This is a genomic window from Streptomyces sp. NPDC014733 (assembly GCF_043083385.1).
Lineage (GTDB): Bacteria > Actinomycetota > Actinomycetes > Streptomycetales > Streptomycetaceae > Streptomyces.
In genome coordinates, this window is sequence record NZ_JBIBYO010000004.1 from 25,350 (window position 1) to 51,120 (window position 25,771).

Below are 25,771 nucleotides of genomic sequence, written 5' to 3' on the forward strand. Positions count from 1 at the left end.
CACCGCCCGCGGCGGAGGCCGGCCCCGGGGCGACGATGCGGTACGTGGACGTGACCGGTAGCCGGGAAGCGGCCGGGCGGTCGATCCGGATGCGGGACATGGCCCGGCGGCTGCCCCGGCTGGTGCGCCGGTCGTTGGCGCTCGCCTGGCGCGTCGACCGTGCGGCGACCGTCGGCCTCCTGGTGTGCCAGGCGGTCGCCGGGGTGATGCAGGCCCTGGGGCTGGTCGCCATCAGCGGCACCCTCACCGCCTTGCTGACCAGCGGCGATGTCTACCAGCGGCTGCTCGGCGCATGGCCGTCGGTGGCCCTGCTGGCAGGCGCCTCCGGCGTCCGCGCGCTCCTCGGGATCACGGTCACCTGGCTCTCTTCGCGGCTGCGGCCGCTGATGTCGCGGGAGGCCGAGCAGATGCTGCTGGCGGCCTGCGCCGAGGTGGAGTTGTGCGCGTACGACGAGCCCACCTTCAACCGCGACCGTGAGGCCGCCGACCGCGGGGCCCAGGTCACCGGCGATCTGATCGACGAGGGACAGGACCTGATCGCCTCCTCGGCCTCGTTCCTCGCCGGGGCCGTCGTCCTGGCCGGGGTGCACCCGGTGCTGCTCCCGCTGCTGGTGGCGGCCAGCCTCCCGCAGGCGTTGGCGCAGGTCAGTGCCGCCCGGGTCCGCTACCTGGCGAACCTGCGGAGCAACGGCGCCAACCGGATGCTCTCCGTGCTGCGGTGGCACATCTTCACGCGGGAGGCCGCCGATCAGATCCGGGCGGGCACCATGGCCGCGTTCCTGTCCGGCCGGTACCGCGACACGGTTGCCCGGATCAACCGCGAGGACCGGACCGCGGCCGACAAGGGGGCCCGGATGTCCCTGGTCGGGGCGGTGTGCGGCGGCGTGGGCTCGGCGGTGGTCTGGGCGGCGGTCGTCTTCCTGCTGGCCACCGGGCGGATCAGCGTCGGGCACGCCGGTACCGCCGTCTTCGCGCTGCAGACGGTGGGACAGGCGGTCCGCGGCCTGGTGAGCGTGGGCGCCCGTGCCGTACGCACCGGGCTCTACATGGACGACTGGAGCGGCTTCCTCGACCGTGCCGGCGGCTTCCGGATGCGGCGGGGTGACAGGTGTCCCGGACCGCCCGAGCGGATCGAGATCGCGTCGGTCACCCACCACTACGCCGGCAAGGACCGTCCCGCCCTCTCCGACGTCTCCCTCACCCTGCGCCGGGGCGAGGTGACGGCGCTGGTGGGCTTCAACGGCTCGGGGAAATCGACGCTGTCGAAGCTGGTCAGCGGCCTGTGTCTGCCGACGTCCGGGCAGGTCCGGTGGGACGGTCTCGCCACCGGCGACGCCGATCCGCAGGCGCTGTGGCGGCAGGTGGCCCTCGTACCGCAGGAGTACGCGCGGTGGCCGTTGAGCGCACGTGAGAACGTCACGCTGGGGCAGCCTTCACCGCGTGGTGACGCGGCGGTGCGGGAGGCCTGCGCGGCCGCCGGTGCCGACGAGGTCGTCGAGGCGCTCGGTTCGGGGCTGGACACGCTGCTCGCCCGTGAATGGCTCAACGGGGAGGAGCTGAGCGGCGGTCAGTGGCAGCGCATCGCCCTCGCGCGGGCGTTCTTCCGGGAGGCGGGACTGCTGGTGCTCGACGAGCCGACGGCCAATCTGGATCCGCTGGCCGAGTTCCGGATCTTCCAGCGGCTGCGGGCCCTCGCCCGGAACCAGGTGGTCCTGTTGGTGACCCACCGGCTCGCCAACCTGGCCGTGGCCGACCGGATCGTCGTCCTCGACGCGGGCCGGATCGTCCAGCAGGGCACCTACGGGCAACTCGCCGCAGAGGAAGGGCTGTTCCGGGATCTGCTGGCCTGCCAGATCACCTCCGACTCGGCGCGCGGCGGGGACGACCGGCACGAGGCGCCCGCGTGATCCGCCCCGGGGCGGCGGGAGACCGGCCCGGCACGGCCCGCCCGTGGCCTCGCCCGCGACGGCGTCGCTGACGCTCCCGGTACCGGCGGCCCGCTCCTCACGGGCCGCCGGTACCGGACGGCTTCCGCCCCGCCTCCGCACCAGGCGGTCGTCCGCCCCGCCTCCCCGGGCTCCGGGGAGGCGTCAGGCGCGCGTCGGCACCGGGCCCGCGCACAGCTCCTCGTACCAGCCCCGCATCGTGGGGGACCACGGGGACGGCCGTCCGTCCGGGCCGACCTTGACGAGGGTTCGGGTGCCCGTGGCCCGGGGCGGCGGGTCGTCGCCCTGCCGGACGCGGAAGCGCCACACCATGCTCGTACGCCCCAGACGCGTCAGCCACAGGTCGACGGCGAGCCGGTCCGTGCTGTCGACCGGGGCCTGGAACTCGATGGCGAACTGGCGTACCACGTAACGCAGGTCGGGATGGCGCTCCACGGCGCTCCGGGTGTCGTATCCGGCCCCGGCGAACGCCACGGTCGTCGCGCGTTCGACGTACAGGGCGTACCGCGCGTTGTGCAGATGGCCGTTGGCGTCGAATTCGTCGAAGTGCACCGGCGCGGTGTGGGTGAGATGCGGGACGTCCACGGTGCTCCTCCGGCTGGCCGCTCACTGCCTCGTGGCGGGGGCGTACGGGTGGGTGCGCGTCCGGCTCCCCCACTCGATCGTTCGATAGCCTAGGGCGCCGATCCGATGCGGCGCAACGCTTCCGCCGCACCGGCTCCCACTGCCCCGCCTCGCCCCACCGGCGCCTCCGCGGCCGGGCGATCACGGGATGACCAGGGCATGTGGGGCGCCTAGGGGAATCGCCTCGGTGAGAAGTCTTGTCCTGGCCCGGTTCCGGCCCTACCTTGTCGCAAATCAATCGATCGATCGATCGAGCTAGGGAGAGGTCATGACCCGGGACTCCGCAGCACCCCGACAGGCACCACCGCCCGAGGCCGCGCCCCGCCCCCTCGCCACGGCGACGACCCGTCCGGACACCGGAAGGCCGACCGCCGGAGGCTCCGGTACGGCCGCCGGGCAGCCGGACGGCGAATCCGGGCTCAAGCGCGGCCTGCGGAACCGGCAGATGAGCATGATCGCCATCGGCGGGGTGGTCGGCGCGGGCCTGTTCGTGGGGTCGGGCACGGTCATCCGCAGCACCGGCCCGGCGGCGCTGCTCTCGTACGCCATCGCGGGACTGCTGGTCATCCTCGTGATGCGGATGCTCGCCGAACTGGCCGTGGCGGACCCGAGCACCGGCTCGTTCGCGCACTACGCCTCGCGGGAGTTCGGCAGCTGGTGCGGGCTCGCGATCGGCTGGCTCTACGCCTACTCGTGGTGGGTGACGGTCGGCCTGGAGGCGGTCATCGGCGGGGAGTTGGCCCATCATCTCGTACCGGCGGTCCCCGCCTGGGTGGCGTCGCTGGTGCTGCTCGCCGCGCTCACCGCGTCCAATCTGATCCATGTGGCCGCGTTCGGCGAGGCGGAGTACTGGTTCGCCCTGGTCAAGGTGGTGGCGATCGTCGCCTTCATCGGGCTGGGCCTACTGGCCGTCGCGGGGCTGCTGCCGGGTACGGACTCCCCCGGCACGGCCAACCTCCTCGGGCACGGCGGCTTCGCCCCGGAGGGCTGGTACGCGGTGCTGCCGAGCGTGCTGACCGTGATCTTCGCGTTCGGCGGCGCCGAGGTCGTCACCATCGCGGCGGGCGAGGCGCCGCGCCCGGCGGAGGCCGTGCGCAAGGCGATCCGCTCCACCACCGCACGCATCCTCATCTTCTACATCGGCTCCATCGGGGTCATCGTCACGCTGCTGCCGTACGACCGGGCGAGCGTCACCGCGAGCCCGTACTCGGCGGCGCTCGACGCGCTGGGCGTGCCGCAGGCGGGCCGCATCATGGACCTGATCGTCCTGGTCGCGGTGGCGTCCTGTCTGAACTCCGGGCTCTACACGGCGTCCCGGATGCTCTTCGCGCTGGCCCGGAAGGGCGAGGCGCCGCGCCTCTTCGCGCGGACCAACGCACGCGGCGTGCCGGTACCCGCCGTGCTCGTCGCCGCGCTGGCCGGGCTGCTCACCCTCGCCTCGAAGTACTTCGCCGGGACCGCCACGATCTTCACCTTCCTCCTGGACTCCACGGGGGCGGTGATCGTGCTCATGTATCTGTGCGTGGCGGCGTGCCAGATCCGCAGCCGGATGCGGGCGGAGCGCCTCGGGCGGACGCCGGCGGTACGGATGTGGGCCTACCCCTATCTGTCGTGGACGGTCGTCACGGCCCTGGCGGCGGTCCTCGTACTGCTGGCCTTCGACGCCACCACCCAGCGCTCGCTCTTCCTGACGCTGGCGGTCACCGTGGCGGCGGCCGGCGTGGGGGTGGTGCGGCAACGGCGGGCGCGCAGAGGCGCCGAGGCCGCGCGGTAGCGGTGTCCGGGGCGGCGGGCTCCCCTCCCGGGGCCGTCCGCTGCGCCGCTTGCCGATCGATCGGCCGATAGGGCGCGGTAAACTGGGGCCGTCCGTCCAGCGTGCCCGCTCCGAGCGAAGGATCGTCCCGTGGCCAAGGCCCCCAGTACACGCGCCGGCGCGCAGGCACGTCGCCAGGTCTGGGACGCGGCGATCCGGCTGTTCGCCGCGAAAGGTTTCCACGGTGTGGGCATCCGGGAGCTGGCCGAGGGCGCGGGCATGTCGTCCGCGACGCTCTACCACTACATGGGCACCAAGGAGGAGTTGCTCGCCGCCATCATGCGGGCCAGCCTCGACCGGCTGAACGACGCCGCCGGCCGGGTCACCGCGGACGCGGCCGACCCGCAGGCGCAGATCGTGCGGCTGGTGCACGTCCATGTGCTCACGCATGCGCTGCGCCCTGAGGAGACCGCCGTGGTCGACAACGAGCTGGAGGCGCTCGGGCCCGAGCGCCGTACGGCGATGGTGGCGCTCCGGGACGCGTACGAGGACCACTGGCGGCGCGCCATCGCCAACGGCTGCGCCTCCGGGCTGTTCACGGTGCCCGACCGGACCTTCGCGCGCATGGCGTTGCTGGAGATGTGTTCCGGGGTGGCCAAGTGGTACTCCCCCGACGGCTCGATCGCCCTCGACGGTGTGGCGACGGCCCATGCGCGCTTGGCCCTGCAGCTGCTCGGCGTCCCGGCGCACACGATGCCGCGCCCCGAGCCCGCCGAGATCCAGGCGGCGCGGGCGCTGGTGGAGGAGATCTGGCAGGTCAGCCTGGGCGCAAGCGCGCCCACCACGGCCTGACGGGCCGTCTCTTCACCTTCCGCGCCGCCCCTTTCCGTACGGCACCTCGCGCAGCGGCGTACGGCCGCGCCCTCGCTCGCCACGGCCCCGCTTCGGACGCCGTGCATCCATCCGTCCACCGGGCCGCGCTTCCGCACAACCGACTCTATCGATCGACCGATCGATAGAGTAACGTGCGCGCTGTTCGGCGACTCCCGAGGAGCACCTTGTGGCTACTGACACCATCCCCACCGGTACGGCGGACAGCGCCCGGCCGGCCGACGGCGCCGGGGATCCCCGCGTCGCGTACACGGTCCTCGACCACGGCATCGCGCGCATCCGGCTCTCCCGGCCGCACCGGCTGAACGCGGTGACCGGACAGCTCGTCGACGATCTGCTGGCGGCGTTGCGCCGGGCGGCCGACGACGGTGTGCGCGCAGCCGTCCTGTGCGGCGCGGGCCGGGCCTTCTGCTCCGGTCACGACCTCAAGGCCGAGCCCGCGCGGACGGACGCCGCGGGCACCCGCGCCCGGCTGGAGCGCATCCAGGACGTGACCCGGCTGATCCGGAACGCCCCCTTCCCCGTCGTGGCGGCCGTGCACGGCTATGCGCTGGGCGCGGGCTGCGAGTTCGCCCTCTCCTGCGATCTGGTCGTCGCGGCGGAGGACACCCGCTTCGGCTTCCCGGAGGTCGGCGTCGGGCTCAGCGTGACCGGCGGCGTCTCCCGGCTGCTCACCACCGCCGTCGGCGCGGTCAAGGCGAAGGAACTCGTGCTGCTGGGCGAGCACTTCGACGCCCGGGAGGCGCAGCAGCTTGGCCTGATCACCCGGGTCAGCGCGCCCGGGCGGCACGAGGCCGTGGCGACGGAGCTGGCGTCCGCCCTCGCCGCGCGGCCGCCGTTCGCGCTCGCGCTCGCCAAGCAGCTGATCGACGAGGGGCTGGACGGCACCGTCGACCAGGCCCTGACACGTGAGGTGTCGGCGGCCCAGCTCACCGGGGAGAGCGGCGAACACGAGCGCCCCCGGCAGGCGTTCGCCCAGGCGCCCGCGCCGGTCCGGGAGGGCGGACGATGAGCCGGTACGACGCCCCGGGGTGTGCGGGTCTGCCGCCGGAGTCCGTGCCCGATCTGGCGACGCTCGTGGAGCGGGCGGCAGCCCGGTGGCCCGGCCGGGTGGCCTGGACGTTCGACGAGTACGGGCAGGACGTCACCTTCGCCGAGGTCGCGCGCGGCGTCCGGCGGACGGCGGCGGAGCTGAGCGCGGCCGGTGTCGGCCGGGACGGCCGGGTCGCCGTGCTGCTCCGCAACCGCCCGGAGTTCCCGCTCACCTGGCTGGCCCTGGCCGCCCTCGGCGCCGCGATGGTGCCGGTCAACACGGCCTACCGCAGCCACGACGCGGAGCACGTACTGCGGGACTCCGGCGCCCCTCTCCTCGTCACGAGCGAGGAGTTCCGGCCGATGGCGGAGGAGCTGCTGGTATCCGTGCCGACGCTGCGCGCCGTCCGGTACGTCGACGGGGCGGCACCGCCCGCCGTGCCGGCCCCCGTATCGCCCGGCGGTCCGCCCGGGCCCGGTGAACTCGTCAACATCCAGTACACCTCCGGGACCACCGGCAGCCCCAAGGGCTGTCTGCTGCCGCACGGCTACTGGCTGTCGCTGGCGGGCAGCCTGGTCACCGAGTTCCCGCACCTGGGGCCGGAGGACACACTGCTCACCTGTCAGCCGTTCCATTACATCGACCCGCAGTGGAACGTCGCCGCGGCCCTCCTCGCGGGCAGCCGTCTCGTCGTCCTGGACCGGTTCCACCCGACCACCTTCTGGCAGAAGGTCAGGGAGCACCGCGTCACGTACTTCTACTGCCTGGGCCTGATGCCCGCGCTGCTGTTGCGGATGCCGGAGCACCCCGAGGACCGCGCCCACCGCGTCCGCGCCGTCCAGTGCTCCGCCATCCCGCCCGCGCTCCACGCCCGGCTGGAGGAGCGCTGGGGCGTCCCGTGGTACGAGGCGTTCGGGATGACGGAGACCGGTGCGGATCTGCGCGTCGGGCCCGCGGACCACGATGCGGCCGTGGGCAGCGGCTGCATCGGACGGCCGTTGCGCCACCGCTCCGTCCGGATCGCCGGGCCGGACGGCGCCGCGCTCCCGGCCCACACGGTGGGCGAGATCCAGCTGCGCGGCCCCGGCATGATGGCGGGCTATCTCGGCCGCCCGGACGAGACGGCGGCGGCGTTCGCCGACGGCTGGTTCCACACCGGGGACCTCGGCCATCTGGACGGGGAGGGCCGGGTCCACTTCCGGGGCCGGCTCAAGGACATGATCCGGCGCAGCGGTGAGAACGTCGCGGCGGCCGAGCTGGAGGAGGTGCTCACCGCGCATCCACGGGTCCGGCTGGCCGCCGTCGTCCCGGTCGCCGACGAGCTGCGCGGCGAGGAGATCAAGGCGTACGTCGTGCCAGACGGCGACGGTCCGGCGCCCGGCCCGGACGAGCTGGCCGCCCACTGCGGCGAGCGGCTGGCCGCCTTCAAGGTGCCCCGCTACTGGGAGCTGCGCGACCGGCTCCCGATGACCCCGTCGGAGCGCGTCGCCAAGGGCGAACTCCGCAAGCGCCCCGCACCCGCGGGGCGGACGTACGACCGCCAGGACAAGGTGTGGCGGTGAGGAGAGGAAACCCCGTGCTGCTCGATCTGCTGGTGCGCAACGCGCGCATCCTGACCCTCGACGACCGGCGGCCCACGGCCCGCACCCTGGGGGTGCTGCACGGCCGCGTCGTCGGACTCGACGAGGAGGTGGCCCACCTCGCCGCGGCCCGGGTGCTCGACGCCGGCGGCGCGACCGTCGTCCCGGGCTTCAACGACGCGCACTGCCACACCGCCTGGTTCGGGATGACGCTGGGTCAGCTCGATCTGTCCGGGATGCACGATCCGGATGAGGTGTACGCGGCGGTCGCGGCGCACGCGGCGCAGCTGCCCGCCGGGGCGTGGGTCGTCGGCGCGGGTCTGGTCCCCGGCGCCCCGGGCGGCCGCCGGCCCCACCGGGACGCGCTGGACAGGGCGGCGGGCGGGCGGCCCGTCTGGCTCAAGCACGCCTCGGGGCACGGCTGTATCGTCAACTCGCCGGTCCTGCGGGCGGCCGGCGCCCTGGAGCCGGGCTTCGCCGATCCGCCCGGCGGGGTCGTGGCGCGGGACGCGGACGGACGGCCGGACGGGCTTTTGGAGGAGACCGCACAGCGCCTCGTCCAGGACCAGGTGCTGCCGTACTCCGTGGAGACGGTCGCCGCGGCGGTCGACCGCGCCACCGGCCATTACCTCACCGAGGGCATCACCAGCTTCACGGAGGCGGGGATCGGCGGCGGCTGGATCGGCCACACCCCCGTGGAACTCGCCGCCTATCAGCACGCCCGGGAGACCGGGCGGCTGCGCGCGCGGGCCCAGTTGATGGTGGCCGCCGATGTGCTGCACCCGCTGACCGCGCATCCGCAGGACGGCATCGCGCTCGGTCTCGACCTGGGCATACGGACGGGGCTGGGGGACGACACCCTCTCCGTCGGGCCGGTGAAGATCTTCCTGGACGGCTCGCTGTTCGGGCGGACCGCCGCCGTCACCGAACCGTTCTGCGGCTGCCCGCACGAGAACACCGGCTACTTCCAGGACGATCCGGACGCGATGGCCGACACGGTCGTCGCCGCGCACCGGGCGGGCTGGACGGTGGCCGCGCACGCCATCGGTGACCGCGCCGTCGATCTGGCCCTGTCGGCGTACGCACGGGCGCAGCGGGAGGCGCCGCGTCCGGGGGTGACCCACCGTGTCGAGCATGCGGGGGTGGTCCGCCCCGACCAGCTCGCGGCGTTCGCGTCCTTGGGGGTGGTGCCCGTACCGCAGCACAACTTCATCCCGGCGTTCGGCGAGAGCATGGCCACCGGGCTCGGGGAGCGCCGCGCCGGCTGGGCGTACCGGCTGCGCTCCTTCCTCGACCTCGGGCTCACCGTGCCGGGCAGCTCCGACCGGCCCGTCGCACCGGGCGCGCCGCTCGCCGCGATGCAGGCGATGGTGGAGCGGTTGACGGAGACCGGCGCGCCCTTCGGACCGCAGGAGAGCGTGCCCGCCGCCACGGCGCTGCGCGCCTGGACGGTCGGTTCGGCCCGGGCCACCGGCGCCGCGGACCGCAAGGGCCGGCTGGTCCGCGGGCTGTCGGCGGACCTCACGGTGCTCGACGCCGACCCGACGACCTGCGCCCCCGACCGTATCGGGGCGATCGGCGTTCTGGCCACGCTCGTCGGCGGCCACCCGTCCCACGATCCGCACGGTCTCGTGACGTCCGGAGGCTGAGTCCGGCGGACGTACCAGCACCGAAAGACAGGCGGCATTCTCCGTTCAACTCCTCATCTTCCCTAAGCGCTTAACTATCCATATGCTCGACGCGTCCGTCTCCTCCACGCCCCGAGGAATCGTTCCATGACGCCTGTTCAACGCCGCCGTGACCACTGCGACCCGTCCGGCGAGGACGGGCCCCGCGCCGCGGAGGGCCCGCTCTCCCGCCGTCGGCTGCTCGGCGCCTCGGCCGCGGCCCTCGCCGCGGGCGGGGCCGTCCTCGGCGCGGACCCGGCTCAGGCCGCCGCGTCGCCACCGGCTCCCGCGCGCCCCTCCCGGGAGGGCACCGAACTGTTCCTGCTGGGCACCGCCGGGGGTCCCCCGCCGGTCGCCACCCGGGCGGGCACCGCCTCCGCGCTCTCCGTCCGCGGCAAGGTGTACCTCGTCGACTGCGGGCGCTCCGCCGTCACCCAGTACGGCCGGAGCGGGCTGCGGTTCGAGGACCTGGCGTCGGTCTTCGTCACCCATCTGCACATCGACCACCTCGCCGACTACGCCAACTTCGTCCTGCTGGCCGCACACGGCGGGGGCGACGGCGTGCGGTGCCCGTTCGACGCCTACGGGCCCGGTCCGGCGGGCGCGCTGCCGGACGCCTACGGCGGCGGGCCGGTGGGGACCGTCTGCCCGGCCGATCCGACACCGGGCCTGAGGGCCCTGACGGAGAAGTCCCTCGAAGCCACCGCGTACAGCAGCAACATCTTCATGCGCGAGTCCGGCACCGCCGACCCGCACACGCACATCGACGTCCACGAAATACCGCTGCCGTCCGCGGCGGGCGCCGATCCGCTCGGGAACACCGCGCCGGACATGGAACCGTTCCTGGTCATGGACGACGGAACGGTCCGCGTCAGCGCGGTCCTCGTCCCCCACGGGCTGGTCTTCCCGTGCTTCGCGTACCGCTTCGACACCCCGGACGGCTCGGTGGTCTTCTCCGGAGACACCGCGCCGACCGACAACATGGTCCGGCTGGCCCGGGGCGCCGACATCCTCGTCCACGAGGTGATCGACCTCGACTTCTACCGCAACGGCACCGGGTACGGCGAAGCGCTGCTGCACCACATGGCGGCGGCGCACACCGACGTCACCGAGGTCGGACCGCTCGCCCGGCGCTGCGGGGTGTCGACCCTGGTCCTCACCCACTTCGCCCCGCCGGACACCTTCCAGGTCCCGCACGGCTCCTGGCAGCGCCGGGCCCAGCGGGGCTTCGACGGCCGGGTGGTGGTCGGCAACGACCTGGACCGGATCCCGCTGGCCCGGCGGTGACCTGCGGCAGCCGGGGCGCCCTGCGCTGCTTCCTCCGATGCTTGGCGCCGTTCCCCGCCGGGCCCCGGGCGCTCAGCTGCGGACGGCCGCCGCGATCCGCTCGGCGGCCCCGGCAGGCGTGAGGTGCGTGGTGTCGACGACCTCGGCCTCGGCGTGCAGCCAGGTGCGGGCCGCCTCGGCGTAGGGCTCCAGATGGTCGAGGCGGAAGGGGGAATCGGGCCCGAGCACGGTGTCCCCCGCGATCCGCTCACGGAGGGATTCCTCCTCGGCGTGGAGGACGAAGTGGCGTACGGGAATGCCGTGGTGGGCGAGGCCCTCGCTGATCTCGCGCCAGTACTGCTCGACCAGGACGGTCATCGGCATCACCAGCGTGCCGCCGGTGTAGTCGAGGACGTGGCGGGCGGTCTCGACCACGAGCGGCCGCCACGGCGGCCAGTGCTGGAAGTTACCCGTCCAGGGCAGCCCCGGCGTGATGTCCATGAGGGTCACACCGACCTTCTCGGCATCGAGGACCCGGGAATCCGGGATCAGCTGCTGCACGAGTGCGCCGGTCGTCGTCTTGCCCACACCGTGGGTGCCGTTGAGCCATACGATCACGGGCCCGACGGTAGCGCCGTACGGCCCGCGGGGACCACCGTTCGCGGAGATCCGCGCGGCTCAGGTCCGGGTGACGGTGACGAGCAGCGGCGTCCGGACGCCGAGGGCGGCGGCGGAGTCGGCGACGGCCTCGGCCAGCCATCCGATCGCCTCGCACGACCACTCCACGAGGTCACCGGTGAGCGTCGCGCCGTGCTGCGGCGGGCCGTTCCAGAAGCTGTCGTCGAACGGCGGCACCGGCGCACCGCCCGGGTCCGCGAGCTCGGAGGCACCGCAGGCGAAGACGCCCTGCTCCCGCCGGCCGAGGCCCTCGGCGAGCTGCGCCGCGACCGAGGGGAGCACCGGGGAGCGCCCGCTGTCGATGCGGACCTTCACCGGCGTCCGTGTCCGCGGGTCCTCCTCACCGAACCAGTCGACCGTCTGCAGCGACGGCACCTGCGCGGAGGGCGGGCGCGCCGCGGGGTCGAGCCCCTGGACCGGCAGGAGGAGCTGTACCGCGGCGAGCCGCACCGTCCCGATCCGCGCCGTCGTGTCCTCGGCGCAGCGCAGGAACGGCTGTACCGGGAGCGGCCGGTCCGCCGCGACCGCGCTGGCCTCGACCTGGAACCACGAGATCAGGTGCGGCTCGGGGGCAGCGAGGGGGTGACTCCACCCGGCGTCGTTCATGGCCCACAGCCCCGGGGCGACGGCCGCGCGTCTGACGGGGTCCGCCTCCGCCACGGCGCCGGCCCGGTCGTCGAGCCAGCCCATGGCGAGTGAGCGCTGGTGGAACAGTTGGTAGGCGTCGTGCTCGGACCGGGGGTCGTGCCAGGAGTGCGGGGTCAACTCACCGTAAAGGGCGGCGAACAGGGTGCCCGCGGTGCGGAGAGCCGTGGGCACGATGCCCGGCCGTGCGGTGGCATCCTGTTCCGACACATCGTCCTCCGTGGTTCTGCTGCAGCTTCCACGGCCTGCCCCGGGAAGAGGCAGGCCGTCCCGGATCTCTCAGTACACCCGGCAGTCCACATCGGCCTGGTTCATCGGCTTCTCGGCGGTGTCGATCTCGCCGATCACATCGACGTCCACATGGTTGCGCCACGACGTCCGCTGTGTGTCACGGCAGTCGCGCCGGGCCGCCGTGCGGTGAGTGCTCCCGCCACCGGGTTTGAGCGTCTCGGTGGCGGAACACGCCTGCTGGCGCCAGCTGTTGTCCGTATACCACTCGTACAGGCAGTTGAACACCTTGGCACGGTCGTTGCTGCAGTTTCCCTTCTTCCACCAGCCGTGCCCGGACGCCGCCACGCCGGTACCGGAGCGGTGCGGGTTGTCCCGGCCGCTGACCGGGGTGCACCCGAACGCCGCGGCCTGCCAGGGCAGGCCCGCGCGCTCGGCTCCGGGCATGTCCAGCACCCGGCCGGTGCGGTCCCGGTAGACCGCGGTCGCCCCGGCGCCGGGCGGTGCGAGGCCCGGCACCGCCTCCGCGGCGGTGACCCGCGGGGTGAGCCCCGGCGGTGCGTGCTCGCCGCGCGCGGACGCGGAGGGTGGCGGTGCCGACATGCCCCCGACGGCCAGCGAGGCGAGTACGGCGAGAACACTGAGGTGAAATCTCCTGTGACGGATCGCTTTCCCCCTTCTGTTCATGGGGGACGCACCTGGTCGGATCAGGTGATCCCGGCGTCCCGTACCAGTGTCGGGGCGGCCGGTCGGGCCGGACAGAAGCGCCGGAGAGGTTCCACCCAAGTGATGAACCGGGCCGCCGATCGGAATAATCGGGTCCCGGGCGGATGTGCCGGGCCCGTGGCGGGCCTACCGCTTCTGCAGCAGTTTGCGGGCCATCACGATCCGCTGGATCTGGTTGGTGCCCTCGTAGATCTGGGTGATCTTCGCATCGCGCATCATGCGCTCGGCGGGGAAGTCCTGGGTGTAGCCGTAGCCGCCGAGCAGTTGCACCGCGTCGGTGGTCACCGCCATGGCGACGTCGGAGGCCAGACATTTGGCGGCCGCGCCGAAGTACGTCAGATCGGCGGCGCCCGCGGCGCTGCGGGCCGCGGCCGCGTAAACCATCTGCCGGGCCGACTCCACCTTCATCCCCATGTCGGCGAGCATGAACTGGACGCCCTGGAAGTCGGCGAGGGCCGTGCCGAACTGCCGGCGCTCCTGCACATAGCCGACCGCGAGGTCGAGGGCGCCCTGGGCGATGCCGAGGGCCTGGGCGCCGACCGAGACGCGGGTGTGGTCGAGGGTCCCCAGCGCCACCCGCAGTCCCCTCCCCCGTTCGCCGAGGAGACGGTCGGCGGGGATCCGGCAGCCGTCGAAGTACACCTCGCGGGTGACCGAACCCTTCAGGCCCATCTTGCGTTCGGGCTCGCCGTAGCTGATGCCGGGGTCGTCGGCGTGGACGACGAAGGCCGAGATACCGCGGGATCCGGCGTCGGGGTCGGTGACCGCGAAGACGATGAGGTAGGCGGCGACCCCGGCGGAGGTGATCCAGGTCTTCACGCCGTCCAGCACCCAGCCGTCGCCGTCGGCCACCGCCCGGCAGCGCATCGCGGCGACGTCGCTGCCGGCCTCCCGCTCGCTGATCGCGTACGCCATCAGCGCCGCGCCCTCGGCGACTTCGGGCAGGTACCGGCGGCGCTGCTCCTCCGTACCGGCCAGCAGCAGCGGGACGACGCCGAGCTTGTTGGAGGTCTGGATGGTGGAGGACGAGGCGCAGACGCGGGCGACCTCCTCGACGGCGATGGCCGCGGCGAGGGCGTCGACGCCGTCGCCGCCGTACTCCTCGGGGATACCGGGCGCGTGCAGCCCGGCCGCGGTGAGCGTCGCGTAGGCGTCGTGCGGGAAGCCGCCCCGCGCGTCGGCCTCCGCGGCCCGGGGGCCCAGCTCCTTCTCGGCGACGGCCCGGGCCGCGGCCCGGAACTCGTCGTACATCTCGGGCAGCAGATACGGCGTGGTGGCGTGGTCCGTCATGGCGGCGTCCTTCACGGGGGCGGGATCGGCAGGGGCGGGGGTCGCACGGTCGGTGCGGCCCGGTTCCATTCCGGCGCAGGGGGATGCGCCGCGCCAATGTGCGGGTGCACCGAGATACGCACGGAGTTCGTGCGGCCGCACATCGACGCCGCGGTGGAGGCGCGCATACGTTCCGCAGGCCGGATGCGAACTCCCCGACCGAAAGGCGTGAAGCGATGACCGTGCTCCGAGGGCTGCGGGTGCTGGACCTGAGCCGGGTGCTGGCGGGCCCGTACTGCACCGCCCTGCTGGCGGATCTGGGGGCGGATGTGGTCAAGGTCGAGCCGCCCGCCGGTGACGACGCCCGCCGCCTCGGGCCGTTCCGGGAGGGCGAAAGCGTGTACTTCGCGCAGCTCAACCGCGGTAAGCGCAGCATCGCCCTCGATCTGAAGAACCCCGACGACCACGCGCTGCTGCTCCGGCTGGCCGCCCGCGCGGACGTCTTCGTCGAGAACTTCCGCCCCGGCGTGACACAGCGGCTGGGCATCGACCACGCGACGCTCGCCGCGGCCAACCCACGCCTGGTCTACGCGAGCATCTCGGGCTTCGGCCAGAGCGGTCCGATGCGGGAGCACCCCGCCTACGACCTGATCGTGCAGGCGATGTCCGGGCTGATGGCCGGGACGGGCACGCCCGACGGGCCGCCGACCAGGGTCGGCGAGTCGGTCGGTGACCTGCTGGCCGGGCTGTTCACCTCCTGGGCGATCAGCACGGCGCTGTACGACCGGGAGCGCAGCGGCCGGGGGCGGTACATCGACGTCGCCATGCTCGACGCACTGGTGTCGTTGCAGGTGACCGCGATGAGTCTGCTCACCGCGGCCGGCAGCCTGCCGGGGCGGGTCGGCAACCGGCATCCGGTCTCCACCCCGTTCGACACCTACCGCACCGCCGACGGGCTGGTGGCGATCGCGGTGGCGAGCGATGCGGTGTTCGCGCGGTTCGCCACGTTGGTGGGGCGGCCCGATCTGCCGTCCGACCCGCGGTTCGCCGACGACACCGCCCGCTCGCGCCATGTCGAGCAGGTCCGGGAGATCACCGAGGAGTGGTCCACCGGCGTCACGACGGAACAGGCCCTCGCGCTCGCCCGGGCGGCGGGCGTGCCCGCCGCGCCCATGTGGGAGCTGACCGACGCGGTGCACAGCGACCAGATCCGGCAGCGCGGGCTGATCGGCGAGTTCGACCATCCGGTCCTGGGCCGCACCCCGTTCCTGAGGCAACCGGCGCACTTCGGGGACGCGGCGCCTGCCCCGGCGGGCGCCACGGCGGAGGCGGCCGCGCCGACGGCCCCGAGTCCGGCGCTCGGGGAGCATGCCGAGGAGATCGTCGAGCAGTGGCTTCCGGGGACCGGGAGCGCGTGAGGCGCAGTCCCCGGACGGCCTCCCCGCCGGCCGTTCCCGTCACTCCTCCGCCGGCGCCCCCGCGGGGTCGGCGTCCAGGGCGGTCAGGGCGAGCCACAGCTCCATGCGGTCGGCGAGGCGGGTGAGGTCGCGGGTGGTGAGCTGCTCGATCAGTTGGAGGCGGTAGCGCAGGCTGTTGCGGTGGAGGGTCAGGGCGCGGGCGGTCGCGGCGGGTGAGCAGTCGTGGGAGAGGTACGACCGCAGGGTGGTGACGAGTTCGGCGCGGTGGGCCTCGTCGTGGTGGAGCAGCGGGGCGAGCACCGCGTGGCCCAGCTCCCGCAGCGGCAGGTCCAGATTGCCCATCAGCAGACCGGCGATGCTCAGCGGCGCCGCCCGGTGGACGCCGGGGCCGGACCGGGCGGCCTGGCGGGCCTCGAAGTAGCCGAGCCGCAGCCCGGTCACCCCGCGCCGCGGCTCCCCCACGCCGACACGGACCCGCGGATCCACCACGCGGAGGTGGTCCGCGACCGTCCCGGCGGCGGCCCCGGCGTCGACGGTGTCCGGCACGACGACCATCACCGCGTCGTCGACCAGGGCGGTGGGCAGCCGGTCGTGGGCCCGTTCCAGGAGCGGGCCCAGGGTCCACGGCAGGCTGCGCAGCCGCGCGGGGTCGCCGCCGACCCGGGCGACGACGACCGTGTGGGGGCCGTCCGCGGCGAGTCCGTACGACGCCAGCCGGCGGCGGGCGTCGCCGTCGGAGACCGTGCGGTGCAGCACGTCCTCCAGCACCTGGCCGAGCAGTTCCCGCCGTCCGGTGAGCACGGCCTGATGGCGGGCCACTTCGAGGCCGAGGATGCTGGTGGCGAAGGACAGGATGTCCTGTCGCGGGGTGGGGCGCCGGGTGCGCAGTTCCGCGACCGGTACGCCGTCCACCAGGACCGGTACGGACGTACCCGCGCGCTCCGGTTCCTCGGCGTCCGCCCGGCGGGACGGGGCGGGGTGGCGCGCCAGGACGCGGCCGCCGGGCTCGACCACCGCCACCGGGCCCGCGCCCAGCTCCCGGTGGAGCCGCCGGAGCATACCGCGCAGCCCGTGGCCGGAGAGGAGTTCGCGGACCAGTTGGTCCTGGAGGGTGGCGGCCGACCGCACCGCGTCGTACCGCTCCGCGAAGATCCGGTCGGCGACCCAGCGGCTGATCTGGACGAACGGCACCTCGACCGGGGAGCCGACGAGTGCCAGCCCGGTCCGCTCGGCGGTGTCGACGACGGCGGGCGGCACCTCCTGGTGGACCAGCCCGGTGCCGAAACAGAGCGCGGCGACGGGGAGTTCCGCCAGCCGTTCGAGGAGCCGGGTCCACCCGGCGTCGTCGCGCTCCAGCATTCCCGTGGTCATCACCAGCTCGCCGCCGCGCAGGAACGGCAGCGGATCCGGCAGCTCCGTCGTGGAGACCCACCCGATCCGCCGGTCGGCGTCGTGGCAGTGGCTGCTCAGCGCCCACAGCCGCAGGGTCGGTTCGGCGAGCAGATCCGCGATGGAGACAGGCACGCGGCGATTGTCCACCAGGGCGGGGCCGGCGCCGGAACGGGGGCCCGGGTGGACGGGGTGCCGGCGGGCGGGAGGCGCGGCGAGCCGGTCATCGCGAAGGACGCGCGGCGCGCCTGCCGGCTCTCCGTCTCACCGGGCGGCGGTGTGTCGCCGGCGCAGGCGGTGGCCATGCAGTGCGATGCGGCGACGCTGGAGAAGACGGCACCCGGGCTGCAGTCCCTGAACGAGGCGTTCACCCCGCCGGACGCCTCCGGACAGCCGAGGGTGCAGGCCAACGCGCCCACCCCCAAGGGCGACCGTCCCGACGGCCAGGATCGTCGTGAACGGGAAGCCGCTGCGGGCGATCATCCTGTCCCGCTCGCACGGCGTGGACCGGAACAGCTTCCGGGCCGCGGTGCACACCCTCAAGGTCAACGGGAAGTGGGACGTCGCCGGCGTCGATCTGCGCCTGGGGAACGCGTCGCAGCCGTGAGGCGGCTCCCCGGCCCCCGCGGTCGCCGGCCGCTCAGCCCGGCACGTCCCACCGCTGGGTGCCGATGACCGACAGCAGCCGCAGCGACTCCTGCGACGCCGAGCCGGGGGCTGCGGTGTAGAGCAGGACGCGCTGGTCGCGGTCGGCGATGTCCAGGATGTCGCAGGTGACGTACACCGGTCCGACGAGGGGATGGGCGAAGGCGGCGCAGGTGGCGGGCCGGGCGGCGACGTCGTGGGCCGCCCAGATCCGGGCGAACTCCGCGCTGCCGTCGCGGAGTTCGCGGACCAGGCCGGTCACCTCCGGGGCGTCCGGGTAGCGCGCCGCGGCGGTCCGCAGATGCCGGGCCGCGGACCGGGCGAAGGTGTCGGTGTCCCCGAGGCCGTACAGCCGCCGGCCCTCGGGGTGCGGGCCGAGGAAGGCGCGCCGCAGAAGGTTGCGGTCGCGGCGCGGCAGGGCGGAGAAGTCCTCCATCAGGGCGGCGGCCAGGTCGTTCCAGGCGAGGACGTCGTAGGTCGCCGAGAGGACCAGCGCGGCGGTCTCCGGCAGCCGGGCGAGCAGGTCCACGATGCTCTGCCGCACCTCCCGCGAGGGCCCGGGCGGCGGGCCGGGCGGGGCGCCGGCGAGGTGGTGGAGGTGGTCGCGTTCGGCGTCCGTCAGGCGCAGCGCGCGGGCCAGCTGGGCCAGCACCTCACGGGACGGGGAGGGGGCGCGGGCCTGTTCCAGCCGGGTGTAGTACTCGGTCGAGATGAACGCGAGCTGCGCCACCTCCTCGCGGCGCAGCCCCGGGGTGCGGCGGCGCGGTCCCGCGGGCAGGCCCACGGTGGCGGGGCGGAGGCGTTCGCGCCGGCTGCGCAGGAAGCCTGCCAGTTCTTTTCGGTCCACCCGTCCAGTGTGCGCGGGCGGCGGTCCGCCCAGCCAGGTACTACCGGTGCCTGGATGGGTCCGGCCGCCGGGGCCAGGCTCAGCGGCATGAACCACACCACGCTCACCTCTCCCCCGGCTTCCGGTCTGCTCGCGGACAAGGTCGCCTTCGTCACGGGTGCCGGCCGCGGAATCGGCGCGGCGGCGGCCCGGCTCTTCGCCCGGGAAGGCGCCCGGGTCGTCCTCGCGGCCCGCAGCACCGATCAGCTCGCGGCGGTGGCCGGCGAGATCCGCGCGGAGGGCGGCACCGCGGACCACGTCCGGTGCGATCTGGCCGACCCCGGGAGCGTCCGCGCCGCCGTCGAGCGGGCCGTGGAGCGGTACGGACGGCTCGACGTGGCCTTCAACAACGGCGCGGCGGGCCAGACGCCCGGTCCGCTGGACCGGTTGCCGGAGGAGGAGTTCGACTCCGTCGCCGCCGTCGACTTCAAGGGGGTGTGGGTGGCCATGGCCGCGGAGATCGCCGCCATCCGCGCCACCGCCGGGCACGGCGCGATCGTCAACACCTCCAGCGTCGGCAGTCTGATGGCCAACCCGGAGCTGCCCGTGTACGGCGCGGCGAAGGCGGCGGTCAACAGCCTCACCGCGTCGGCGGCCGCCACGTACGGTCCGGAGGGCATCCGCGTCAACGCGGTCGCGCCGGGCACCACGCTCACCGAGATGCTGCGGGAGTGGGACGCGGAGTCCCCGGGCACGATCGCCCAGCTGAACTCCCTGACCCCGCTGGGCCGGGCCGCCGACCCGGAGGAGGTCGCCCAGGCCGCGGCGTGGCTGCTGAGCGACCGCGCCTCGTACGTCACCGGCACGGTGCTCCGGGTGGACGGCGGGATGCGGGCCTGAGACGGCGGGCGCCGGGCCGTCCCGGCGCCCGCAGCGGGCCCGGCTCCGTGCGGTGCGGAGCCGGGCCCGCGGGTGCCGCACGCCCGGCGCCCGCCCGGTGTCAGGCGCCCGGCTTCCCGGACGGCTGCGCTCCGGCCGTCATCAGGGCCGTGATCTCCTCGGCGAGGTGCGGTCCCAGCTCGCCCCAGCCGTCCTTGTAGCCGTAGACACCGGCCAGGGTGCGGGCCTCGTAGTCGCCGTTCATGACCTCGATGTCGGCGGCGGTGATGAGCGCCGGGTGGGCGACACCGACGGCCGACGAGACCTTCATCAGCTCCTTGCGCAGGGTGCGCAGGTAGACGGCGGCGCGGGTGGCCTTCGAGGCCGGGTCGAGGCCGCGCATCAGCCACGGGTCCTGGGTGGCGATGCCGGTGGGGCACTTGTCGGTGTGGCACTTCTGGGCCTGGATGCAGCCGATGGACAGCATCGCCTCCCGGGCGACGTTGATCATGTCGACGCCCAGCGCGAAGGCGACGGCGGCGTTCTCGGGCAGGCCGAGCTTGCCCGAGCCGATGAAGGTGATGTCATCGGTCAGCCCGCGCTCGGCGAAGGTGCCGTAGACGCGGGAGAAGCCCATCCGGAACGGCAGCGAGACCGAGTCGGAGAAGATCAGCGGCGCCGCGCCGGTGCCGCCCTCGCCGCCGTCGATCGTCACGAAGTCGACGCCGCGGTCCCCGCGCGCCATCAGCGCGGCCAGCTCCTGCCAGAAATCCATCTCGCCGACCGCGCTCTTGATGCCGACCGGCAGCCCGGTCTCGGTGGCGAGCAGCTCGACGAAGTCCAGCATCGAGTCGACGTCGTGGAACGCGGTGTGCCGCGAGGGCGAGGCGCAGTCCTCACCGACCGGGATGCCCCGGATCTCGGCGATCTCCGGGGTCACCTTCGCGCCCGGCAGCATGCCGCCGAGCCCCGGCTTGGCGCCCTGGGAGAGCTTGATCTCCAGCGCCTTGACCGGGGCGCCGGCGACCACCTCCTTGAGCTTGTCGAGGTTGAAGGTGCCGTCGTCGTTGCGGCAGCCGAAGTACGAGGTGCCGATCTGGAGGATCAGGTCGCCGCCGTTGCGGTGGTACGGCGAGAGGCCGCCCTCGCCGGTGTTCTGCATCGTCCCGGCCAGCCCCGCGCCCTCGTTGAGCGCGGTGATCGCCGCGCCGGAGAGCGATCCGAAGCTCATCGCGGAGATGTTCACCACGCTCGCCGGGCGGAACGCCTTGGCCCGGCCGCGCGGGCCGCCCAGCACTTTGGCCGAGGGCAGCGGGACCTGCGGGTCGTGCAGGTCGGGCAGCGCGCCGGCGAACGTGCGCTGCTTGATGTAGGCGTGCCCCTGCATGTGCTCGACGTCGTTGTCGGTGCCGAAGCCGAAGTAGTTGTTCTCGCCCTTCGACGACGCGTAGATCCAGGTGCGCTGATCGCGGCTGAACGGACGCTCCTCGTCGTTGGAGGTCACTATGTACTGCCGCAGCTCCGGACCGATCGTCTCCAGCAGGTACCGGGCGTGCCCGATCACCGGGAAGTTCCTGAGCAGTGCGTGCTTCTTCTGCATGAGGTCGCGGGCGGCCACCACTGCCACTGCGGTGGCGGCGACCGCGCCGATGCTCCGGGCGCGCATGGACGTTCCTCTCTCGGTGCCCGGCTCCCCCGTCGGGGCGTGGAGCGTGGGGCGGCGGATACAGCCGGCGGGCGCGGTGCCCGCCGGCGAAATGTCGAACGATGGTAGGGCTTCGGCCTGTCAGGGCCGCAGGGCCCCGGACCGCCGCAACGTCTCCGACGGCGACTCGCCGAACTGCCGACGGTAGGCCACGGAGAAGCGTCCCGGGTGCAGAAAGCCCCAGCGGGCGGCGACGGCGGTGACGGTCGTGGTGCCCGGGTCGCCGGCCCGGAGTTCCTTGCGTACGTGATCGAGGCGGACCTCGCGCAGGTAGGCGAGCGGTGTGGTGTCGAGGTGGCGGCGGAAGCCCTCCTGGAGGGCCCGGACGCCGACGCCGACGCACTCCGCGATCTCGGCGACGGTGAGCGGCTCGGCGGCGTGCGCCTCGATGGTCTCCATGGCGCGGCGGACCGCGGGCGGGGCGACGCGGGGCTGCTCACCGTGGAGCGCCGGGGTGTAGTTGTGCGGCTGGGCCATCAACAGCTGGGTCATCAGGAGCGATTCGAGCTGTTTCGTCACGATCGGCCGGCTGGTCATCCCGCCCGGGCCCTCCGCCTCCCGGCGCATGAGGTCGACGATGTTGAGCCAGGAGCGGGAGCCCGGTGTGGTGAGGTTCATACCGAGCGAGAAGGAGATCGGGCGGCGCACCGTGCGGCCGAGCAGGCTCCCCAGGTGCGTCTCCATGGCCGCCCGGTCGAGCCAGACGATCAGTTGCGGGTTGCCGCTGCCCCAGCACATGTCCAGCTTTCCGGCCGGTGAGGGGACGGAGGCGAGTTCCGGGGAGGAAATGATCTCCTCGCGGCCGCAGGTGATCTCCGCGTAACCGGCGAGCGGTATCTGGACCAGGAAGAAGCTCTCCAGGTCGCCCGGGGTGATCCGGACCTCCGTGCCGTAATCGAGGTAGTACAGACCGGTCCGTTCGAAGGGGGCACCGTGCAGCCGGGCGTCGAGCGTCGCCGAGCGCTGCACGATGCGCAGATCGTGCGGGCAGAAGGCACGGCCGACCTCGGCGCGGGCTTCCCAGATGTCCGCTGTGTGAAACAGCTGGCGATTTGCGAGCGGGGGCTCATCAGCGGACATGTAAACCTCCCCCGCCGAGATGCGCGATCGGGACAGCGACCCGCGTGATCCGGATAGCGCAGACGATCTTGCCATACCAAGGTGGGTCCCCGACCGCCGCGGCCCCGAGAAGAGACCAGGGAAACAACGATGCAGGGAGTGCCGGGCCGGACCGTGCCCGCCACGGGTGATGCCGCGACCGGCGGACGGCCCGCCGCAGGTACGCCGCGCGCCCCACGCGCGAGCGCCGACGGCCCCGACGACGCCGAACCCCCGCACTCCGCTGCGCCCCTGCCGTCGCCCCGGCCCGCCGTGCCGGCCGGGACCCTGTAGCCGGCCGGGTGCCCCGGACCTCTCCCCTGGTCCCACGGGTGAACCGGCTTCCCGCGGCTGCCCGCCGGACCCCCCGCCGGCGGGCAGCCGCCTTCCGCACCGCTGTCCCCACCGCCGCCGCGTCGCCGTGCCGTCCCGCGCACGGCTTCGCACGGCACCCTCACCACCGCAACATCCGAACCCCCGGAGGTCCCCTCTCATGCGCAAGATCACCATCGTCGGAGCCGGTCAGGCCGGGCTCCAGCTCGGCATCGGCCTGATCGACCACGGTTACGACGTCACCGTCGTCTCCAACCGCACCGGTGAGCAGATCCGCGAGGGCCGGGTCATGTCCAGCCAGGCCATGTTCGGCACCGCGCTCGCCCACGAGCGCGACCTCGGCCTCGACTTCTGGGGCGACGCCTGCCCGGCCATCGCCGGTCTCGGCGTGAACATCGCCGACGGTCAGGGCGGCCGCGCGCTCTCCTTCGACGCCCGTCTGGACGCCACCGCCCGCTCCATCGACCAGCGCGTCAAGATGCCGCTCTGGATGGGCGAGTTCGCGCGCCGCGGCGGCCGGCTGGAGATCCGCGAGGCCGGAATCGCGGACCTGGAGCGCTACGCCGCCGAGTCCGACCTGGTGATCGTCGCCGCCGGCAAGGGCTCGATCGCCGGGCTGTTCGAGCGGGACGCGCAGCGCTCCCCGTTCGCCGCCCCGCAGCGTGCGCTGGCCCTGACGTACGTCACCGGCATGACGCCGCTGCCGCACCGCACCGGCGTCAGCTTCAACGTCATCCCCGGTGTGGGCGAGTACTTCACCATGCCCAGCCTCACCACCACCGGCCCCTGCGACATCATGTTCTTCGAGGGCATCCCGGGCGGTCCGCTCGACCGCTTCGACGGGCTCGCCCCGGAGCAGCAGCTGGCGACGTTCCAGGAGCTGCTGCGGACGTACGTCCCGTGGGAGGCCGAGCGCTGCACCGATCTCGCGCTCACCGACGCGGGCGGCACCCTCGCGGGCCGCTTCGCGCCGACCGTCCGCAGGCCCGTCGCCACGCTGCCCTCCGGCGCGCAGGTGCTCGGCCTCGCCGACGTGCTCGTCCTCAACGACCCGGTCACCGGCCAGGGCTCCAACAACGCCTCGAAGTGCGCGGCCTCCTACCTCGCCAGCATCCTCGACCACGGCGACCGCCCCTACGACGCCGCCTTCATGGAGCTGGCCTTCGGCCGCTTCTGGGACAACGCGCAGTCCGCGACCGCGTGGACCAACGCGATGCTGGGCGCCCCGCCCCAGCACGTCCTGGAGCTGTTCGGCGCGGCGAGCGTCAACCCCCGTGTCGCCTCCCGTTTCGTCAACGGCTTCGACGACCCGCGCGACTTCTTCCACTGGTTCATGGACCCGGTCGCCGCGCAGAACTACCTGGCCTCGGTCAGCTCCTGACCGCAGGCCGGGCGCACCCCACCAGCACAGCGACAGCCAGGTAACGAGAGCAGGACAGCAGGACATGAGAAGGATCGCGGTGATCGGCGCCGGGCAGGCGGGTGCCCAACTCGCCCTGGGACTCCAGGCGCACGGCTACGACGTCACCCTGGTCACCGACCGCAGCCCGGACGAGATACGCCGGGGCCCGGTCATGTCCAGTCAGTGCATGTTCGACACCGCGCTCCAGAGCGAGCGCGAACTCGGCCTGCACCACTGGGCGGAGCAGGCCCCGGACATCTCCGGCATCGCGTTCTCCCTCATCGGTGCGCACGGCACCCCTGACCTCACCTGGCGCGCCCCGCTGGAGGGGCCCGCGCACTCCGTCGACCAGCGCGTCAAGTGCGCGGCCTGGATCGAGCAGTTCGCGGACGGCCACGGCGAGATCGTGCTGCACGAGGCGGGCGTGGGCGACCTGGAATGGTACGCCCGTACGCACGATCTCGTCGTGGTCTCCACCGGCAAGGGCGAGCTGAGCCGCCTCTTCCCGCGCAACTCCGAACTCTCCCCGTACGACCGGCCGCGCCGTGCGCTGGCGCTGACGTACGTGACGGGTGCGGAACCGCGGGAGGGGGCGGCCGCCGTCCACTACCGGCTGGTCCCCGGTGTCGGCGAGTTCTTCTCGTTCCCCGCCCTCACCACGACGGGGCCCTGCGAGATCATGGTCTTCGAGGGGGTGCCCGGTGGCCCGATGGACTGCTGGGACGACGTCCACACGCCCGAGGCCCACCTCACCCGGTCCCTGGAGATCCTCCACCGGTTCTTCCCCGACGAGTTCGAGCGGCACCGCGACTCCCGTCTCACCGACAACGGCGGTGTGCTGCGCGGCCGGGTCACGCCGACCGTGCGGCAGCCCGTGGCCCGTCTCTCCTCCGGGCGGCACGTCCTCGGCATGGCCGACGCCGTCGTCCTCAACGACCCGATCACCGGGCAGGGGTCGAACAACGCGGCCCAGGCCGCGTCCCACTACCTCGACAGCATCCTGCGGCACGGCGCCGCGGAGTTCACCCCGCAGTGGATGCAGCGGACCTTCGACAACTTCTGGCGCGGCTGGGCCCAGTGGGCCGTCGGCTGGACCAACTCGCTGCTGACGGAGCTGGGGCCGCACCACCGCGAGATCCTGGCGGCGGCGGCCGAGATCCCGTCGGTCGCGAGCGCCGTCGCCGCCGGCTTCGACGACCCGCGCACCCTCTACCGCTGGTGGTTCGAGCAGGGCGAGGCGGAGCGCTTCCTCGCCGAGAAGCGCGCCCAGCACGCCGCCCGCTTCGACGGCCGGGAACTGCGCCGCGCGCTGGGCCAGTACGCGACCGGCGTGACCGTGGTGACGGCCCGCGCCCCCGACGGCCGCAACGTCGGCATGACGGCGAACTCCTTCACCTCCGTCTCCCTGGACCCGCCCCTCGTCCTGTGGTGCCCGGGCAAGAACAGCCCGAGCCTGCCGGACTTCACCGACGCCTCGCACTTCGCCGTCCACGTCCTCGCGGCCGACCAGCACCATCTCTCCCGCCAGTTCGCGACCCCGTCCGACGACAAGTTCCGCGGCACGCCGACCACCCCCGGCATCGCCGGAACGCCGCTGCTGGACGGCGCGGTGGCCCGCTTCCAGTGCCGCACCGTCCAACGCCTCGACGCCGGCGACCACATCATCTTCCTCGGCGAGGTCGAACAGTACGAGTCCGACGGCGGCACCCCCCTGGTCTTCCACTCGGGCTACTACCACGTGGCGACGAAGCATCCGGATCTGTGACGGGG

At 73.6% G+C, this 25,771-nt stretch carries 21 protein-coding genes; 12 read left to right on the top strand and 9 right to left on the bottom strand.

The genetic code is table 11. The features are described 5' to 3' along the window. Positions 1-35: 35 nt before the first annotated feature. Positions 36-1,907 carry an ABC transporter ATP-binding protein gene (locus ACF1BH_RS11515; RefSeq protein ID WP_391642239.1) on the top strand — a complete coding sequence of 624 codons (1,872 nt, stop codon included), beginning with the start codon at positions 36-38 and terminating at the stop codon, positions 1,905-1,907. Positions 1,908-2,090: 183 nt separating this feature from the next. On the opposite strand, the gene ACF1BH_RS11520 is transcribed toward ACF1BH_RS11515, so the two are convergent. Continuing rightward, the gene (locus ACF1BH_RS11520; protein ID WP_391642240.1) at positions 2,091-2,531 is read right to left on the bottom strand and encodes an acyl-CoA thioesterase; all 441 of its coding nucleotides are present in this window, start codon (positions 2,529-2,531) and stop codon (positions 2,091-2,093) included. A gap of 307 nt (positions 2,532-2,838) precedes the next feature. Between ACF1BH_RS11520 and ACF1BH_RS11525 the strand changes: the two genes are divergently transcribed. The 6 genes from ACF1BH_RS11525 to ACF1BH_RS11550 all read left to right on the top strand — a co-directional run bounded on the left by ACF1BH_RS11525 (position 2,839) and on the right by ACF1BH_RS11550 (position 10,781). Continuing rightward, entirely contained in the window at positions 2,839-4,344 is a 1,506-nt protein-coding gene (locus tag ACF1BH_RS11525) for an amino acid permease (RefSeq protein WP_391642241.1), read from the top strand. Between the two features lie 129 nt (positions 4,345-4,473). Further along, positions 4,474-5,175 (top strand): TetR/AcrR family transcriptional regulator, encoded by a 702-nt coding sequence (locus ACF1BH_RS11530; RefSeq protein WP_391642242.1) that lies wholly within the window; start codon positions 4,474-4,476, stop codon positions 5,173-5,175. Positions 5,176-5,383: 208 nt separating this feature from the next. Further along, a complete protein-coding gene (locus ACF1BH_RS11535; RefSeq protein ID WP_391642243.1) occupies positions 5,384-6,226 on the top strand; it encodes an enoyl-CoA hydratase/isomerase family protein in 843 nt (280 codons plus the stop codon). Further along, positions 6,223-7,809 carry an AMP-binding protein gene (locus ACF1BH_RS11540; RefSeq protein WP_391642244.1) on the top strand — a complete coding sequence of 529 codons (1,587 nt, stop codon included), beginning with the start codon at positions 6,223-6,225 and terminating at the stop codon, positions 7,807-7,809. Before ACF1BH_RS11535 ends, ACF1BH_RS11540 begins: the two co-directional genes overlap by 4 nt. Further along, complete coding sequence (locus ACF1BH_RS11545) at positions 7,806-9,476, top strand: amidohydrolase (RefSeq protein WP_391642245.1); 1,671 nt, start codon at positions 7,806-7,808, stop codon at positions 9,474-9,476. The genes ACF1BH_RS11540 and ACF1BH_RS11545 overlap by 4 nt, the downstream gene beginning before the upstream one ends. Positions 9,477-9,602: 126 nt before the next feature. Beyond that, positions 9,603-10,781: an MBL fold metallo-hydrolase gene (locus tag ACF1BH_RS11550; protein WP_391642246.1), complete on the top strand. Its 1,179-nt coding sequence runs from the start codon at positions 9,603-9,605 to the stop codon at positions 10,779-10,781. Positions 10,782-10,853: 72 nt separating this feature from the next. Here the strand turns inward: ACF1BH_RS11550 and ACF1BH_RS11555 are convergent, their stop codons facing one another. From ACF1BH_RS11555 to ACF1BH_RS11570, 4 genes are all read right to left on the bottom strand, one after another. After that, positions 10,854-11,378, bottom strand: a complete 525-nt coding sequence (locus ACF1BH_RS11555) for an ATP-binding protein (protein WP_391642247.1) — start codon at positions 11,376-11,378, stop codon at positions 10,854-10,856. A 60-nt stretch (positions 11,379-11,438) separates the two neighbouring features. Continuing rightward, on the bottom strand, positions 11,439-12,293 hold the full coding sequence (locus tag ACF1BH_RS11560; RefSeq protein WP_391642248.1) for a hypothetical protein: 855 nt from the start codon (positions 12,291-12,293) through the stop codon (positions 11,439-11,441). Positions 12,294-12,362: 69 nt separating this feature from the next. Continuing rightward, on the bottom strand, positions 12,363-12,914 hold the full coding sequence (locus tag ACF1BH_RS11565; RefSeq protein WP_391642249.1) for a hypothetical protein: 552 nt from the start codon (positions 12,912-12,914) through the stop codon (positions 12,363-12,365). A gap of 249 nt (positions 12,915-13,163) precedes the next feature. After that, positions 13,164-14,327 carry an acyl-CoA dehydrogenase family protein gene (locus ACF1BH_RS11570; protein ID WP_391642250.1) on the bottom strand — a complete coding sequence of 388 codons (1,164 nt, stop codon included), beginning with the start codon at positions 14,325-14,327 and terminating at the stop codon, positions 13,164-13,166. A 215-nt stretch (positions 14,328-14,542) separates the two neighbouring features. On the opposite strand from ACF1BH_RS11570, the gene ACF1BH_RS11575 reads away from it, so the two are divergent. After that, positions 14,543-15,724 (top strand): CaiB/BaiF CoA transferase family protein, encoded by a 1,182-nt coding sequence (locus ACF1BH_RS11575; protein WP_391642251.1) that lies wholly within the window; start codon positions 14,543-14,545, stop codon positions 15,722-15,724. Between the two features lie 39 nt (positions 15,725-15,763). Here the strand turns inward: ACF1BH_RS11575 and ACF1BH_RS11580 are convergent, their stop codons facing one another. Continuing rightward, positions 15,764-17,248: a PucR family transcriptional regulator gene (locus ACF1BH_RS11580; protein WP_391642252.1), complete on the bottom strand. Its 1,485-nt coding sequence runs from the start codon at positions 17,246-17,248 to the stop codon at positions 15,764-15,766. A 319-nt stretch (positions 17,249-17,567) separates the two neighbouring features. Between ACF1BH_RS11580 and ACF1BH_RS11585 the strand changes: the two genes are divergently transcribed. Next, positions 17,568-17,720, top strand: coding sequence for a hypothetical protein (locus ACF1BH_RS11585; protein ID WP_391642253.1), 153 nt, complete (start codon positions 17,568-17,570; stop codon positions 17,718-17,720). 33 nt (positions 17,721-17,753) lie between these two features. Here the strand turns inward: ACF1BH_RS11585 and ACF1BH_RS11590 are convergent, their stop codons facing one another. Further along, a complete protein-coding gene (locus ACF1BH_RS11590) occupies positions 17,754-18,605 on the bottom strand; it encodes a helix-turn-helix transcriptional regulator (RefSeq protein WP_391642254.1) in 852 nt (283 codons plus the stop codon). Between the two features lie 54 nt (positions 18,606-18,659). Between ACF1BH_RS11590 and ACF1BH_RS11595 the strand changes: the two genes are divergently transcribed. Further along, positions 18,660-19,484, top strand: a complete 825-nt coding sequence (locus tag ACF1BH_RS11595) for an SDR family NAD(P)-dependent oxidoreductase (protein ID WP_391642255.1) — start codon at positions 18,660-18,662, stop codon at positions 19,482-19,484. A gap of 100 nt (positions 19,485-19,584) precedes the next feature. Here ACF1BH_RS11595 and ACF1BH_RS11600 read toward each other — a convergent pair whose 3' ends face one another. Together ACF1BH_RS11600 and ACF1BH_RS11605 are read right to left on the bottom strand one after the other, a co-directional pair. Continuing rightward, positions 19,585-21,129, bottom strand: a complete 1,545-nt coding sequence (locus ACF1BH_RS11600) for an FMN-binding glutamate synthase family protein (RefSeq protein ID WP_391642256.1) — start codon at positions 21,127-21,129, stop codon at positions 19,585-19,587. Positions 21,130-21,249: 120 nt separating this feature from the next. Then, positions 21,250-22,248, bottom strand: a complete 999-nt coding sequence (locus ACF1BH_RS11605; RefSeq protein WP_391642257.1) for an AraC family transcriptional regulator — start codon at positions 22,246-22,248, stop codon at positions 21,250-21,252. 511 nt (positions 22,249-22,759) lie between these two features. Between ACF1BH_RS11605 and ACF1BH_RS11610 the strand changes: the two genes are divergently transcribed. Both ACF1BH_RS11610 and ACF1BH_RS11615 read left to right on the top strand, forming a co-directional pair. Next, the gene (locus tag ACF1BH_RS11610) at positions 22,760-23,980 is read left to right on the top strand and encodes a styrene monooxygenase/indole monooxygenase family protein (RefSeq protein ID WP_391642258.1); all 1,221 of its coding nucleotides are present in this window, start codon (positions 22,760-22,762) and stop codon (positions 23,978-23,980) included. Between the two features lie 64 nt (positions 23,981-24,044). After that, entirely contained in the window at positions 24,045-25,766 is a 1,722-nt protein-coding gene (locus ACF1BH_RS11615) for a styrene monooxygenase/indole monooxygenase family protein (RefSeq protein ID WP_391642259.1), read from the top strand. Positions 25,767-25,771 lie beyond the last annotated feature (5 nt).